The sequence below is a fragment of the Streptomyces sp. DSM 116793 genome (assembly GCF_057320905.1).
The window spans coordinates 4,502,040-4,517,427 of the sequence record NZ_CM170494.1 but is presented as its reverse complement, the minus strand read 5'-3'; the positions used below and the strand labels follow the sequence as shown (position 1 = coordinate 4,517,427).

General features: G+C 70.8%; 9 protein-coding genes and 1 pseudogene. 3 read left to right on the top strand and 7 right to left on the bottom strand.

Annotated features, from left to right (window positions below):
- Window positions 1–204: 204 nt before the first annotated feature.
- The 3 genes from ACSMXW_RS17485 (at window position 205) to ACSMXW_RS17475 (ending at window position 3,333) form a co-directional block, all read left to right on the top strand.
- Window positions 205–1,281, top strand: coding sequence for a ParA family protein (locus ACSMXW_RS17485; protein WP_485808109.1), 1,077 nt, complete (start codon window positions 205–207; stop codon window positions 1,279–1,281).
- Complete coding sequence (locus tag ACSMXW_RS17480; protein ID WP_485807597.1) at window positions 1,278–2,393, top strand: ParB/RepB/Spo0J family partition protein; 1,116 nt, start codon at window positions 1,278–1,280, stop codon at window positions 2,391–2,393. The genes ACSMXW_RS17485 and ACSMXW_RS17480 overlap by 4 nt, the downstream gene beginning before the upstream one ends.
- 322 nt (window positions 2,394–2,715) lie before the next feature.
- A complete protein-coding gene (locus ACSMXW_RS17475; RefSeq protein ID WP_485807595.1) occupies window positions 2,716–3,333 on the top strand; it encodes a GNAT family N-acetyltransferase in 618 nt (205 codons plus the stop codon).
- An 84-nt stretch (window positions 3,334–3,417) separates the two neighbouring features.
- Here the strand turns inward: ACSMXW_RS17475 and trxA are convergent, their stop codons facing one another.
- The 7 genes and pseudogenes from trxA to ACSMXW_RS17440 all read right to left on the bottom strand — a co-directional run bounded on the left by trxA (window position 3,418) and on the right by ACSMXW_RS17440 (window position 15,257).
- On the bottom strand, window positions 3,418–3,750 hold the full coding sequence (trxA, locus tag ACSMXW_RS17470; protein ID WP_485807593.1) for a thioredoxin: 333 nt from the start codon (window positions 3,748–3,750) through the stop codon (window positions 3,418–3,420).
- A 36-nt stretch (window positions 3,751–3,786) separates the two neighbouring features.
- Window positions 3,787–4,752, bottom strand: coding sequence for a thioredoxin-disulfide reductase (gene trxB / locus ACSMXW_RS17465; protein ID WP_485807592.1), 966 nt, complete (start codon window positions 4,750–4,752; stop codon window positions 3,787–3,789).
- Between the two features lie 227 nt (window positions 4,753–4,979).
- Window positions 4,980–6,020, bottom strand: coding sequence for an anti-sigma factor family protein (locus ACSMXW_RS17460; RefSeq protein WP_485807590.1), 1,041 nt, complete (start codon window positions 6,018–6,020; stop codon window positions 4,980–4,982).
- Between the two features lie 281 nt (window positions 6,021–6,301).
- Window positions 6,302–7,009: pseudogene (gene sigM, locus ACSMXW_RS17455) on the bottom strand (RNA polymerase sigma factor SigM); the annotation flags it as partial.
- 258 nt (window positions 7,010–7,267) lie between these two features.
- Window positions 7,268–9,718, bottom strand: a complete 2,451-nt coding sequence (locus tag ACSMXW_RS17450; RefSeq protein ID WP_485807589.1) for a protein kinase family protein — start codon at window positions 9,716–9,718, stop codon at window positions 7,268–7,270.
- A 131-nt stretch (window positions 9,719–9,849) separates the two neighbouring features.
- Window positions 9,850–12,603: a murein biosynthesis integral membrane protein MurJ gene (gene murJ / locus ACSMXW_RS17445; RefSeq protein ID WP_485807587.1), complete on the bottom strand. Its 2,754-nt coding sequence runs from the start codon at window positions 12,601–12,603 to the stop codon at window positions 9,850–9,852.
- Between the two features lie 47 nt (window positions 12,604–12,650).
- The gene (locus ACSMXW_RS17440) at window positions 12,651–15,257 is read right to left on the bottom strand and encodes a DUF6049 family protein (protein ID WP_485807586.1); all 2,607 of its coding nucleotides are present in this window, start codon (window positions 15,255–15,257) and stop codon (window positions 12,651–12,653) included.
- Window positions 15,258–15,388: the final 131 nt, after the last annotated feature.

Genomic DNA, 15,388 nt, shown 5'->3' with positions numbered 1-15,388 from the left:
TGGCGTTGACGGCTAGGCATCGTGTTTCACGTGAAACGTCGCTCACTTCTGCATGGCATCATCAGTCGAGGTCGCGCTGCGGCCCACCCGCGTGATCGGGGGCGTTTTGGCGCCCTGGGGTCACCCGAAGAGGGCATGGAGTTGTCCACAGAAGCGGATTTCTCCACAGAAGAACAGACCTCGCTGGTTCACGACCCCAAAGACATGGGAGGCTCTGTTCATCGCGAGCCTGAAGTCGAGGAGAGTGAATCCTTGCGGTCCGACGCCAACATCGCGGGACCGATGACCGATCCGGTCCCCGGTCCCCGTACCGAGACGGCGGGGGAGGATGTTTCACGTGAAACACCGACCCCGCTGGACGACACCCCCATCGGTCGTGCGGCCCAGCTGGCCGTAGAGGCTCTGGGCCGTGCCGGTGAAGGCTTGCCACGGCCAGAGCAGACCCGGGTCATGGTGGTCGCCAACCAGAAGGGTGGGGTCGGCAAGACCACGACCACCGTCAACCTCGCCGCCTCGCTGGCGGTGCATGGCGGCCGGGTCCTGGTGATCGATCTGGATCCGCAGGGCAATGCGTCCACAGCGCTGGGAATCGATCACCACGCCGAAGTCCCGTCGATCTACGATGTGTTGGTCGAAAGCAAGCCGCTGTCGGAGGTCGTACAGCCGGTCCCTGATGTGGAGGGGCTCTTCTGTGCGCCTGCCACGATCGATCTGGCCGGTGCGGAGATCGAACTGGTCTCGCTGGTAGCACGGGAGAGCAGGCTACAGAGGGCCATTCAGGCGTATGAGCAGCCGCTCGACTATGTCCTGATCGACTGCCCGCCGTCCCTGGGTCTGCTGACCGTGAACGCCCTGGTGGCCGGTGCGGAGGTCCTGATCCCCATCCAGTGTGAGTACTACGCGCTGGAGGGGCTGGGGCAGCTCCTGCGCAATGTGGACCTGGTCCGAGGGCACCTCAACCCGACCCTGCATGTCTCCACGATCCTGCTGACCATGTACGACGGCCGGACCAGGCTGGCGTCGCAGGTCGCGGAAGAGGTGCGGAACCACTTCGGGGACGAGGTCCTCCGGACGAGCATCCCGCGCTCGGTGCGTATCTCGGAGGCGCCGAGCTATGGGCAGACCGTCCTGACCTACGATCCAGGGTCGAGCGGCGCGCTCTCGTACCTTGAGGCTGCGCGCGAGATCGCCCTACGGGGGGTCGGCGTGCGGTACGACGCCACCCACGCCCATCTGGGCTCTCAGAATGAACAGCAAAGCATCGCGGAGGGGATCCAGTGAGTGAGCGACGGAGAGGGCTGGGCCGCGGCCTCGGGGCCCTGATCCCTGCGGCCCCGACAGCCGAGAAGTCCACGCCCCCGGCCGTGGGCAATGGCACATCGTCGTCGGCGTCGCCCGCCCCCGTCCTCAGTGCCGAACGGGGAGCGCCGCCGGCGGCCAAGGTGGCCACGCTGCCCAGAGGCACCGTCTCTCCCGAGGTGGAGGAGTCCTCTCCGGCGCCCCAGGTCACCGAGGCGCTGGAGCAGCATCCCTCCGGGGCGTACTTCGCGGAGCTTTCGCTCGACAGCATCACGCCCAACCCACGGCAGCCGCGTGAGGTCTTCGACGAGGATGCGCTCGCGGAGCTGGTGACCTCCATCAAGGAGGTCGGCCTTCTCCAGCCGGTCGTGGTGCGCCAGGTCGGCTCGTCCCGCTACGAGCTGATCATGGGCGAGCGGCGCTGGCGGGCCTGCCGTGAGGCGGGCCTGGAGCGTATCCCCGCCATCGTCCGTGCCACCGAGGACGAGAAGCTCCTCCTGGATGCCCTGCTGGAGAACCTGCATCGGGCACAGCTGAACCCGCTGGAAGAGGCGGCCGCCTACGACCAGTTGCTCAAGGACTTCAACTGCACCCACGACCAGCTTGCCGACCGCATCGGCCGCTCGCGGCCCCAGGTCTCCAACACCCTGCGGCTGCTGAAGCTCTCGCCGGCCGTTCAGCGTCGGGTGGCCGCCGGTGTGCTGTCCGCGGGGCATGCTCGGGCGCTGCTCTCCGTGGAGGACTCCGAGGAGCAGGATCGGCTGGCCCATCGGATCGTGGCCGAGGGACTCTCGGTGCGGGCCGTGGAGGAGATCGTGACCCTGATGGGGTCCCGACCGGCGAGCGCGCCCCGTCCCAAGGGGCCCCGGGCCGGTGCCCGGGTGTCCCCCGCACTGAGCGACCTTGCCACCCGGCTCTCGGACCGCTTTGAGACCCGGGTCAAGGTCGACCTGGGGCAGAAGAAGGGCAAGATCGTCGTTGAGTTCGCCTCGATGGACGATCTGGAGAGGATCCTTGGGACGCTGGCTCCCGGGGAGGGTCCGGTGCTGGGGAACAGCCTTCGGCAGGAGGAGTCGGAGGACAAGGAAGCCTGAGTGCGACGGCCTGGGGCCGCTGCCTCCTGAATGAGCCAGAAGCGGGCCGTGTCCGGTGTGTACCGGAACACGGCCCGCTCTTTGCTTTACTACGGTATCGGTGCAATCACTTCGTGGCTACGATGCGATCAGGTATGGCGCACCCACCTGGCGGGACTTCATCGGAGGCGGGGCCATGCAGCCGGTGAGCGGCACCGCGCTGGTGACTGCAGGGCCCGTGCTGGGGGTGGTCGGCGATCGCCGACAGCCTGCTCGGGAAACGGGGCGCTCTGGCGGCCGTCCGTGGCGCGTCGGGCGGCGGAGGAAGTGAGGAACTGCCTTCATGGGGCGTCGGCTCGTACCGCTTACCCTGGACAACCTTCCGGATCTCCCCAAGCGCTGTCGGACCTGTGTGTTCTGGGAGCTGGATCCCGTCAGCGGTGAGGCCGCACAGAAGGCCGGCACCCCCGACCTGGAGAAGGAGGCGTGGATCTCCGCCGTCCTTCTGGAATGGGGATCCTGCGGACGTGTCGTCTACGTCGACGATGTGCCCGTGGGCTTTGTGCTCTACGCACCCCCGGCCTATGTGCCGCGGTCCACGGCCTTTCCCACGAGTCCCGTATCGCCGGACGCCGTACAGCTGATGACCGCGTGGATCATGCCCGGATACCAGGGGCAGGGACTGGGCCGGGTGATGGTGCAGACGGTCGCCAAGGATCTGCTCCGCCGGGGTTTCAAGGCCATCGAAGCCTTTGGCGACGCCCACTGGAAGGAGCCTGGCTGCCTCCTGCCCGCCGACCATCTGCTTGCGGTGGGCTTCAAGACGGTCCGTCCTCACCCCGCCTATCCGCGGCTGAGGTTGGAGCTACGGACGACGCTGTCGTGGAAGGAGGACGTCGAGATGGCGATCGACCGCCTCCTGGGCGCGGTACAGAAGGAGCCGGTGCTACGGCCACTGTGAGATCCATGACGACGCCCGATACGACGACGGGCCAACCCCATGGGGTTGGCCCGTCGATGTTTCACGTGAAACAGCGCCGCAGCATCACTCAGAGATGAAGTCCTCAAGGTCGCGGACAATCGCCGCCTTGGGCTTGGCACCGACGATGGTCTTGGCGACCTCGCCACCCTGGTAGACGTTCAGCGTCGGGATGGACATGACGCCGTACTTCGCGGCAGTCCCCGGGTTCTCGTCGATGTTGAGCTTGACGACCTCGATCTTGTCGCCGTACTCGCTCGCGATCGCCTCCAGGGACGGGGCGATCTGGCGGCAGGGACCACACCAGGCGGCCCAGAAGTCCACCAGTACGGGCTTGTCGCTCTTGAGGACATCCTGCTCAAAGGAATCGTCAGTCACATGCTTCAGGGGGCCGGCCACGGCTAGCTCCTTAGATCGGTGTGGGTGGGGTGTGAGTCAGACGACGGCGCTGGCTGATGCGTTCTCGGCGTCGGCGAGAGCGGCAAGGAACCGCTCTGCGTCGAGGGCCGCGGAGCAGCCGGTACCCGCCGCGGTGATCGCCTGACGGTAGGTGTGGTCGACGACATCACCGGCAGCGAAGACGCCGGTGATATTGGTGCGGGTGGAGGGGGACTCCACCTTGAGGTAGCCCTCGTCGTCCAAGGTGAGCTGGCTCTTGAAGAGCTCGGTACGGGGGTCATGCCCGATCGCGATGAACAGTCCCGTCACCGCCAGGGGTGAGTTCTCGCCCGTCTTCACGTTGCGCAGGGTCAGCCCCGAGAGCTTCTGGTCGCCATGGATCTCGGCGACCTCGCTGTCCCAGATGAACTTGATCTTGGGGTCGGCGAAGGCGCGGTCCTGCATCGCCTTGGACGCACGGAGGGCGTCCCGGCGGTGTACGACGGTGACGGACTTGGCGAACCGGGAGAGGAAGGTGGCCTCCTCCATGGCGGTGTCACCGCCACCGATCACCGCGATGTCCTGGTCCTTGAAGAAGAAGCCGTCACACGTGGCACACCACGAGACACCGCGTCCGGAGAGGGCGTCCTCGTTCGGCAGGCCGAGCTTGCGGTGCTGCGAGCCCGTGGTGACGATGACGGCCTTCGCCTGGTGCACGGTCCCCGCGGTGTCCGTCACGGTCTTGATCTCGCCGGTGAGGTCGACCGAGACCACATCGTCCGGCACCAGCTCGGCACCGAAGCGCTCGGCCTGAGCCCGCATGTTGTCCATCAGCTCGGGGCCCATGATGCCGTCTCGGAAGCCGGGGAAGTTCTCCACGTCTGTGGTGTTCATCAGCGCGCCACCGGCGGTGACCGCGCCCTCGAACACCAGGGGCTTCAGCGACGCACGCGCAGTGTAGAGCGCCGCCGTATAACCGGCGGGCCCAGACCCAATGATGATCACGTTACGGACGTCGCTCACGGCTGATTCCTCGTCTCTGGGGACTGGCTGCTACTCCTGGCGGGAGCCGTTTCTGGACTCACACACCACCCAACGGATCCTACGGGGCCCACATTCCCGGCGTCTGCGAGCCCGGTCGACGCGTGTGTCGACACTCCTCAGGGCCGCCGACGAGTCCCCCGCACGATGCCATGGCGCAGCGCTCGGGGGCAGCTCTCCGGCACCGCGGCGCCCGGCAGGCCCCCGCGTCAGTGCCGCGCGTATGACTCCGTGAGCAGGACCGCACCGGCCGGCAGGGTGGGGCGGTGGATGCAGGTGGCATCCACCACATAGGCCGAGACCTTGTGGGGGTCGGTCGCATGGGGGAGCACGACAAGGTAGGCATCCGTGCCCTGGAAGACACCCTGCTCCGCCGCGATCGCCGGCTCGGGACGACCGATGCCCTTCCGGACGCAGTCCGGCACCGCCACAGGGGGATCGGTCCGCTGAAGCGGAGTCGCCGTCTTCGGTGGCGCTTCCGGGGATCCCATATCAAGTGAGGGCGATTGCGTGGGGGCGGGCGGGGCAGAGTCGGGACCGCTGTCCGTCTCGTCCGGAGCGGACTGATCTTCGGTGGGATGCTTCTTGAGGAGCGTGGTGACCTGCCCCTCCAGGGTGTGCTTCGAGAACGTGTGGCGGGAGTCGGACGGGCGGACGCTGGACGCCTCGGCCGGCCGCTTCGAGGAATCGTCGTCGCCGAGGGACTGGATCAAGAAGGAGCCCAGGCCCAGTACCACCAAAGTGAAGACCGCACCCAGGGTGATGGTCCGCCGGCGGTTGATCGAGCGGCCCCGCCCGGGGCGTCCCGGGCCGGTGGAGCCTCGGGGGTGGCCGGCCGGCCGACCGCCGGAGGTCGGGGAGCTCTCTCCGGGCGATGTTTCACGTGAAACATGCGTCGCGGAGGAGGACGAGGGGTCGATGGTCGCACTGGAGGCCGCGGAATCCGTGGGGGCGCCGGAGGGTGAAGCTTCCGTACCGGAGGGCGAGGAACCCATGTGTGCAAGAAGGGCCTCCGCCGCCAGAGCCGCATCGATGCGGTCGGCCACATCCTCCGGCATGGGGGTGGGCGTCGACAGCTCGCCAAGGAGCGCACGGACCTCCTCCAGGGAGGTGTGGATGTCGGAGCAGTCAGCACACCCCTCCAGATGTGCCTCGATCTCCTCGCGCTCCTCAGGAGGGAGAAGGCCTTCGACGAGCGCGGAGATCCGGTCCACGTCAGGATGCCCGGCCGCGCCGGTCGTGGATGTCACCCTCGCCCACCTCCGCCCTTCACAGAAGCTGAGTTGCCTGATTCCTCACCCACGGGGTCTTCCGCAGGTGGGACGGATGCCTCGTCCGTCCGGTTCCTTCCGGCACGGGGCTTCCTGATGCGCCCGCGCCCTCTGTGTTCCCCGGGGGAGTCTCCTCTGTTGTCAGGCCTGGCGTCATCCCCGCCCGTGCTCCCCCGCGCGGTCCCGTCCTGCGTGCCGTGGTCCGGGGCGCGGTCCAGACCGTGGTCCGGGGCTTCCTCGTCCAGCGCGCGCCGGCCCTGGGGGCCGCCGCCCGGGGTGTCGGGCGGTGCGCTGCCGTCGGCTGCGGCCCCGCTCTCGGCGCGCCGGGCGTCGTCTCTGCTGCTTCTGCGGCTCCCCCTGCTCCTGCCGCTCCCCCCGCTCTCCCCACTCCGTTCGGGACGCAGGTGGGTGAGCAGCGGCAGCAACCTCGCTCTGCCGCGCGCGCAGCGGCTCTTCACCGTGCCCGTGGCGACGTCGAGGATGCCCGCCGCCTCCGCCACCGGGTAGCCCTGCATATCGACCAGGACCAGGGCGGCACGCTGCTCCGGCGGAAGGGTCCGCAGGGCGTCCAGCAGTTCCCGGTGCAGATCCTTGCGCTCCGCGGGAGCGGAGGCGGCCTCGTGGGGCTCCAGGAGGTGCTCAAGACGCTCGGTGTCCTCGACGGGGGAGGTCTTACGGGAAGCGGTCTTGCGGGCCCGGTCCAGGCAGGCGTTCACGGTGATGCGGTGCAGCCAGGTGGTGACGGCGGACTGTCCGCGGAAGGTGTGGGCGGCGCGGTAGGCGGAGATCAGGGCGTCCTGGACCGCGTCGGCGGCCTCCTCACGGTCCCCCAGGGTCCGCAGCGCCACCGCCCACAGCCGGTCCCGGTGGCGTCGTACCAGCTCACCGAAGGCGTCCGGGTCTCCCGCGACATGACGGGCCAGGAGGGCCTTGTCGGAATCCTCTGAGGAGGTCTCCTCCGCTCGCACCGTGCCCCCTAAGCCGTCCAGGGCGCTCAGAATATAGGCGGCCCAGGTGCCTGTAAACGCCGGGCCTGAAGGAGGCAAAGGAAATGGCCCAGAAGCGGTTGACTTCTGGACCAGGTATTAGTGACGCGCATTTAACGGGCCTCGGCCGTGCACCGGCGCTCCTCGGCGCCTGCGTATCCACCCACGGTGCCGCCCCGGCCGGCCCGAATGGCGGGGCCGCCGGGCCGGCGGGAGAAACGGCTGAGGCGCTTTGCGGGGCTATTCGGAGGATGCGCCGAGGACCTTTATCTCGGAAATTCCGCCACGATATCGACTCGGTGATCCGTCTGTTGGCAATGAGGTGATGTGGATCAGGACGTACCTGGTCCGCACCGCCTTGCCCAGGGTCGTCTTGAGCGTGGCGCCGACCGTGTCAAGCTTCGTGAGCCGCTGGGGGAAGTCGCTCAGGGAAGTGGGACCGGACGCATTCGCGTCGGCCGCCAGGACCTCCACCTGCTGCCCGCTGCGGTACAGGTCGACCTCGATACCGGAGACCTCCTGCACGCTGCCGAGGTCGACGACGATGCCGCTGCCCTCCTGGCGGTTGGGGAGATTGCCGAAATTCGCATGGTTCTCGTACTGGGGGGTGACCCAGGCGGTGGCGGTGCTGCCGTCCACGGCACGGGGAACCTGCTCCCCCTTGACCGGGGGCCCCGTGGGGGCGAACTCGTCCGCAGAGACGATCTTCAGCGGCTGTCCTGCCCGGGGGGACTTCCTGCCCGTGCCGCCGTCATGGGTCCCGGAGGCACCGGGCTCCCCGCCCGACGTGCCGCCGCGGTCCATCAAGGCGTCCGCCAGCTGCCAGCTGCCGAGCCCGAGCGCGGCGATGAGCAGCGCGGAGACACCCCATTTGAGCACTCGGCCGGTACGGCTCTGCAGCGGCGGGGGCGGCTCCACGGGCGCCGGCACGGCAGGCCTGCCCGTCGGGGTCCTGCGGTACACGCCCGGCTGGTACGTGGTGCCCCGGTACTCCGGGGGCGGGGTGAACGCCGGCTCCGGCGGGCGGATCCGCGGCAGCGCGGCGATCGCCTTGACCAGCTCCTCCGCGGTGGTGCAGGGCTGCTCCTGGCGGGACGCCGTCGCCCCGTCGTTGACCAGCGCCCGCATGGCGAGCTCGGACAGCCCGCGGTGCACTCCCGCGCGCACCTGGTCGGGGGCGATCAGGCCCACGCCCTTGGGCAGCCCGTGCAGGCCGTAGGCGTCGCTCTCGTAGGGCCAGCGCTGGGTCAGCGCGGCGTACAGCAGCGCCCCGACCGCCTCCACGTCGGTGCGCTGCGGGGTCTCGGAGGTGATACCGCGCAGGGCGGCGTTGACCGCCAGCCCCCTCACCCGCCACTGGCCGGAGGAGGTCCGCAGCACGGCGTTGGGGTTGAGCCGCAGATGCGCCAGACCCTCGCGGTGCGCGGCCGCCATCGCCTGCGCCACCTGGGTGACCATCTGGTACGCCTCGTGCACCTCCAGCGGGCCCGAGGCGAGCAGCGCGGTCAGCTCCGTGGCGTCGGGTAGCCACTCCTGGACCACATAGACGAGATCGTTGTCATCGGCGGCGTCCAGCACCTGAACGAAACGGGGGTCGCCCAGCAGCGCGGAGGAGCGAGCCGCGGCGAGCACCGAGCGGGCCCGTGGATGGTCGGCGGGCAGCACATGGACGCCCACGGCCCGGCGCAGTTTCTCGTCCACCGCACGCCAGCTGCTGAATCCGTCCAAACGGGTGACGCATTCTTCGAGGCGGTAGCGCCCGGCGAGCTTGTGCCCGCTGTGCAGCTCGGGCGCGGGCGACTGGGGCGACTGTGGCGCCGCGGCCACGGGGACGGGGGGTTCGGCGGGCTGGGGGGCGGTGGGCCCGGTGGCGGTGGGCTCGGCGGTGCGCCTGGTGGGTGCCTCGGTGGTCGACTCGGCCGGCTTGGCGGTCCAGGGCGCGGTGCGGCGTGCGGCAGGCCCAGCGGGCTCGCCGGAGGCTTTGGCGCGGGGCTCCGCGGACGGCTTGGCGGTGTCCGTGGGTGCTTCTGCCGGCTTGGCGGTGGCCGTCGCCGACGGCTTGGCGGACGCTTCCCCGGCCCGCTTGGAGGCCGCTGCGGTGGGCCGGCCGCCGGACCTGCCACCGGACGCCTTCGCGGCCGCTCCCGCGGACTCTCCGTCCGGCCTCTTCACCGCGGCGGCCGGCTCACCGGACGTCCTGCCCGGACCCACCGCGCCGGTCTTCGTCGACGTCCGGTCCGGCACCCCGGCGTCGGCCTTCTCCGGCTCGCTCCCCGAATCCTCCGCAGCGGGGCGCGCGGACTTCCCGTCCCGCTTCCCGGCCGTGAGCTTTGCATCCGGCCCCTCGGACCTCGGCTTCGGGTCCGGTCCCTGGGTGGACGGCGTCGCGTCGTCGTCCGTCTTCTCGGCGGCCTCCGTGGTCTCTTCGAGGGACTCGCCGGGCGCCCGGGACACCGCTCGGGATGGAGCGGCGGCCCCGCCGGACGAGTCGTCGGACGGGTCGTCGGGCGTTCCGGGACCGGTGCCGGTCGGCTCGGACGCCTGGTCCGGGCCGACCGCGGACGCGAATGCGGTGTCCGGCTCCCGGGTCCGTGCCACCTCGTCGGCCGTGGCCTGATCCGCCTTCGCGGTCAGCGACTTCTCGCCGCTGCTGTCTGCCACGTCGATGGCAGCCGTGCTCCGTTCCGCCACCGTCGTTCCTGCCTCCCCATCCATTGCGTTCGACGCCAACCCCAATTGTGCCCACAGTCCACCGCTATGCACGACACGCGAGGGGTGGCGATGGTTGTGCGCGGACCCCCACCCGCAGCGATCGCCGGTGCTCAGCGCCCGAGTCTGCCGCGGACCATGCCGAGTACCGAGTTCAGCTCCTGGACATGCATCCGGCGGGCGGCCAGGACGAAGACCGCGATCAGCGCGAGCCCGCCGCCGAGCAGGGACGCGATCGAACCCAGCACGCCATGTCCGAGCGCCCGGGTGATCAACAGGCCCAGTGCGCCGCCGACCAGCGCCGCGGGAACGGAGGCCATGCACAGCCGCGCATAGCTGCGCAGCACCTGCCGGCCGTCCAGGTCGCCGTCCAGCCGCCTGCGCAGCCGCCGCCAGGCCACGCCCACGCCCACCGCGTAGGCCAGGCCGTACACCCCCGCCATGCCGACCACGGCCCACCTGGCGGGCAGCAGCAGGTAACAGAGCCCGGACCCGGCGGCGTTGGCGATCGCCACGATCACCGTGTTGTAGAACGGCGTCCGGGTGTCCTCGAAGGCGTAGAAACCACGCAGGACGACGTACTGGACCGAGTACGGGATCAGCCCCACCCCGAAGGCCATCACGATGTAGCCCATGGACATGGCAGGTCCCGCGCCGTTGGACGAGTACAGCAGCGTGCACATCGGGACGCCGAGGGCGACGAAGGCGAAGGAGATCGGGACGATCACCACGGCCGAGGTCCGCAGGCCCTGCGAGATGTCGTCGCGGATAGCCCCGAAGTCGTTGTCGGCCGCGGCCCGCGAGATGCGCGGCAGCAGCGCGGCCATCACGGAGACGGTGATGATGGCCTGCGGCATCGCCCAGATGAGCTGCGCGTTCGTGTAGGCGAGGAAGCCGGTGCCGTTCACATGGGAGGCCGTGCCGGCCGCGGTGGACAACTCGGTGACGACGAGCAGTCCCGCCTGGTTGGCCAGCACGAACAGCATGGTCCACTTCGCGAGCGCCACCGTCTTGCCGAGCCCGTGGCCGCGCCAGTCGAAGCGGGGGCGGAACCGGAAACCGGCCTCCCGCAGGTACGGGATCATGGCCAGGGCCTGCACGACCAGGCCGAGCAGGGTGCCGATGCCCAGCAGCCGGACGCCCTCCGGCGGGATGGTCTCGACCCCCATCCGGGTGTGCGCCGAGGTGCCGTACACCCAGATGAAGGAGCCGAAGGTGGCGATCATGACGATGTTGTTGAGGACCGGGGTCCACATCATCGCGCCGAACTTGCCGCGGGCGTTGAGGATCTGGCCCATCACCACATGGATGCCCATGAAGAAGATCGTGGGCAGGCAGTAGCGGGCGAAGGCGACGGCGACGCTGTTCGCCGCCACGTTGTCGGCGATCGTGGGCGACTGGATCCGGATCAGGTACGGGGCCCCCACCACCACGACGACGGTGATCAGGCCGAGGGTGACCATCACCAGCGTCAGCAGCCGGTTCGCGTAGGCCTCGCCGCCGTCGTCGTCCTCCTTCATGGAGCGTACGAGCTGCGGCACGAAGACGGAGTTCAGGCCGCCACCGACGGTCAGGATGTAGACCATCGTGGGCAGCGTGTAGGCGATGGTGAAGCTGTCACCGAGCAGGCCGGAGCCCAGCGCGGCGGTGATCACGATGGTGCGGACGAAGCCGGTGAGGCGGGAGACCATGGTGCCGGCCGCCATGACCGCGCTGGACTTCAGGATGCCGGAGGCGCGGCCGCCGGTCTTCGGCGCGGGAGCGGGGGCGGCCGCAGGTGCCGCCGTGTCGGTCGCCTCCGCGCCGGTCTGGCCCGGGGCGACCGGGCCGGGGCCGGACGCCCCGGGGGCCTCGGATCCCGCCACGGCGGCGGTGCCGGGGCCGGCGGGCCGTCCGGTGTCGTACTGCCGAGGTCCCGGGTCGTACGGTCCGGGACCCGCGTCGTACTGCTGGCGTCCTGCGTCGTACTGCTGGCGGCTCACGTCGTACTGCTGGCGTCCCGCGTCGTACTGCTGGTCGCGGAAGAGGTACGCGAAGGCGTCCTGCTGGGGGCTCTCCTGGCTCGCCCCGGCCATCAGGCCGTCCACGCCGACGTACTGCGTCGTCGCGTCGTCGCCGTAGGACCCGGGAGGCGTGGACCCGGGGTGCGCCCCGTCCGGCCCGGCGCCCGGGTCCGCGGCCCACATCCGCGGGTCCTGGACCTCACCGCCCGCGACCGGTGTGCCGTACGGCCCCTGCCCCGATCCGTGGCCCTGCCCCGATCCGTGGCCCTGCCCCGATCCGTGGCCCTGGCCCGGGCCGAAGCCATGCCCCGGGCCGTGGATCTGTTCCTGCCCCTGGCCCCGGTGGCCGCCGGGATACGGCGGGGGGTGGGCGGCACGGTCGTAGAGCGCCTCGGCGACCGGGTCCTGGGCGGTGGGGTCCTGCCCGCGGTACGGGTCCTGTGCGTAGGCGTCCTGTACGTACATGTCCGCGGCCTGCTGCTGCGGCATCCGGGGATCGGGCGAGCCGACGTGGCCCGAGTGGCCGGACCCCGGTCCGGTGCCGGGAGCGACGTGGTAGCCGGCATCCGATGCGTCCTGGGGGCCGGGGCCGGGCGCGCCCGGGTACGCGGGACCGGAGCCGCCGGGGTAGCCGGAGCCGGGCGCGCCGGAGTACCGGGCACCCGGGTCGGCCGGGGGGCCGGGGTGGCCGGCACCTGAGTCGCCGGGGTACCCGGTGCCGGAGCCGCCGGGAGGGCCGGGCTCGGAGTCGCCGGCGTGGGCGGGACGGCCGGGAGGGCCGGGCTCGGGCGGGCCGGGGTAGGGGTCACCGGCGGGTGGACCGCCGCTCCCCTGGCCGCGGTCACCGTCGTACGGCGCGTTCATGGTCTACCCCACCTCATCGTCCCCGGCCGGCCCGGCCACGACATCGCTCAACGGTCCACTCTCTCACCCGTCCCGGACGGGTCGGTGCTTTCCGGAGCGGTGTCCGGCGCCGGGTCACTCGGCTGCCCCGAGGCGGTGACCCGCGGCTCTTCCAAGGTGTCCGAAGCGGCCCCGGCGCCCTGGGCAGCCGTTCCGGGGGCTTCGCCGCCCGCCGGGGTGGCGGAGCCGGGCGTACCGGCCGTAGCGGGCGTGCCGGCCGTGGAGAGGCCTCCCGCGCCGTCCACCGGCTCGGGCTCGGGGCTCGTGCCGGGCACGCCCGCGTCGTCCGCCGGCGCGGCAGCCGCCTCGGGACCGCCCTCAGAACCGCCCTCTGGCCCGCTCTCGGCACCGCCGGCAGGCCCACCACCCGCGGACCCGCCGTCCGCCTGCCGAGCCGCCCTGCGCTTGCGCTGGGTGTACATGCGGAACCCGGCGAGCACCAGCAGCAGCACGCCGCCCGCGATGACCAGCATCACCGTGGCTGTGATCTCGGTTACATCCACATCGAAGGTGACCGGATCGCCGTACGGCTGTCCGTCCTCGGTGTAGAGCTGGGCGACCACCGGCACCTGACCGTTGGCGTTGGCGGTGGTGGTGAACTTCACGGACTGGCTGTGGCCACCGCTCACCTTCACAGGCTGCTCGTAGTAGGCGCCGTCGCCGATCTTGAGGCGGGTGGGCTTGGTCGAGGTGAGCCGGAGCCTGAGGTGGTCGGCGCCCTGGACCAGGTTGTTCTGCACGGTCACCGGGATCGTCGCGCTGCGCCCCGAGAGCTTGGTCTCGGACTTGTCGATCAGCCGGACGCCCTTGGTGAGGCCCTCCAGATAGGAGAAGACTCCCCTGCGGAACGTCCGCGCCTCGCCCTGGTGGCCCCGCCAGGACGTCGACATCTCACGGTCCATGGCCCGCCCGAAGGGCGTGACGACCCGGGAGGAGTCCGAGAGGATCGCCTTGAAGTCGTCGAGGGTGTGCTCGGTCCTCTCGATGGCCTCGAAGGCCCGCTTCGGCATCTCCTGCCGACGCAGTGCCGCCGGGTACGAGCGGCCGGAGGGCACGCGTGTGGCGGCGCCCGGGTCGGGCTTGGCCTTGGCGGCCGCCGCCAGGTCCTGCGGCTGGGACCAGCCGCCGCCCTGGAGGGCCTTCACCGCCTTCGCCATCGTCTGCGCCTGGCTGGCGGTGGGCATGCGCTGCGGGGCCACCACGATGCTGCGCTGCTTGTCGGGGGCCTGCTGCCGGATCATCAGGCTCTGGGCGAGGAAGTCCTGCACGGCCAGCGTGGAGGCCTCGGCACGGGTCATATCGCCCTGGAAGGCCTTCGAGAGGCCCGCGTCGGCCACCACGGCGGTCGTACCGCCGCCGATGGGCCGGGCGGCCGTGGGCGTGTAGGGCAGGGTGCCCGCCTCGTGGAAGCTGTCGCTGCGGGCGATCACCGCATGCGCGCCCGCCGAGGTGGCCACCTCGATGATGGACGGGTCGACGGCCCCGTCGGCCGGCCAGGCGAAGTCGGTGTCCGGTTTCACGTGGAGCACCGTCTCCACGGTGGTGGCGGCCACATCGGTGGCGTCCTGGAGGTGGCTCAGCGAGCCGGAGACGTTCTTGCCGGTGTGCGCGAGAGAGGCCAGATCGGGGTCGCCGAACGGCAGGGCGACGACCTTCGCCTTCGCCACGGCCTTTTCGAGGTCGTTGAGCCACTGCTTGGCCACTGCCTGGTTGGTGCCCGGCTTGGTGGTGCCGTCGGGCTGCTGGATCCGGTAGCTCCGGGTCATCGCGTCGACCGACGCCAGCAGGTCCGGGTCGATGACCCAGGTCACGTCGAGCTTGCTGCCCAGCGCGAGCATCTGCTCGAGCCGGCCGCCCGGGCCGATCTCCTTGGCCAGCGAGTCGTCGTGGAAGACGGGCGTCTGCTGCTCGTCCGAACCGGTCTCCGCGGTGACATGCGTGGCGGAGATCAGCGGCCACAGATAGGTGGTCCTGGTCTTGCGGGGGGCGGGCTCGGGCTGCCACGGCAGGACGGTCCGCTGGACACCGAGCACCTGGTTCCAGGGCTGCGCGGCGGTCTGCCCGCTCAGGGTGACACCGAGCTGGTAGACCCCGTCGGAGCCCAGATGCAGCTTGCTGACCGGCACCGAGAGGGCGAAGGTCGCGGGGACGCCCGGGGCGAGCTTGGCGATGTTCTTGCTGTACTTGTCGTCGATGTCCGAGCCCTCGGGCACCGATCCGAAGGCCGCCTGCTTGGAGACCGCCTCGACCGCCGACCGGCCGCCCAGCACGGGCCCCACACGAAGGGCCAGGGACGCGGCGGTGATCGTGTGCCGGCTCCTGTTGGTGACCGTTCCGGAGACCCTCAGGGTGTCCCCCGGCCCAGGCGTGCTCGGGGAGAGCGAGTTCAGCGCCACGTCCACGGTCCGCGACCCGCTGGCCTCCGCCTGCTCGGTGGCCCGGGCAGCCATGCCGCGGGCGGGGGAGTCGGGCGCGGTGCCGGCCGCCGCTGGGGTGGGCGAGTGCAGGGCCATGCCGACGACGAGCGGTGCCCCGGCGAGCAGTGCCCCCGTCCGCCGCAGCCACCGCCGGGCGGCCGAGGCACTCGTCCCCTGGATGTCTGCCGCCTCGGCCACGTGCTCGCCCGTCCTCGTCGTCGTCAGTGGTCGTCGGTGCCCGCCGTCGCGTCTCCGCGCCGGCGGGAAAGCTGTTCCCCGCATGGTAACGAGGCTCGCTGTGGCCACGCGCCACGCACTGCCCCGTGCGA

Bases quoted from the DNA above. Each gene is read 5' to 3' on its own strand.
- ACSMXW_RS17475 (WP_485807595.1), top strand. From the start codon at position 2,716: ATGGGGCGTCGGCTCGTACCGCTTACCCTGGACAACCTTCCGGATCTC.
- ACSMXW_RS17485 (WP_485808109.1), top strand. From the start codon at position 205: ATGGGAGGCTCTGTTCATCGCGAGCCTGAAGTCGAGGAGAGTGAATCC.
- murJ (WP_485807587.1), bottom strand. From the start codon at position 12,603: ATGAACGCGCCGTACGACGGTGACCGCGGCCAGGGGAGCGGCGGTCCA.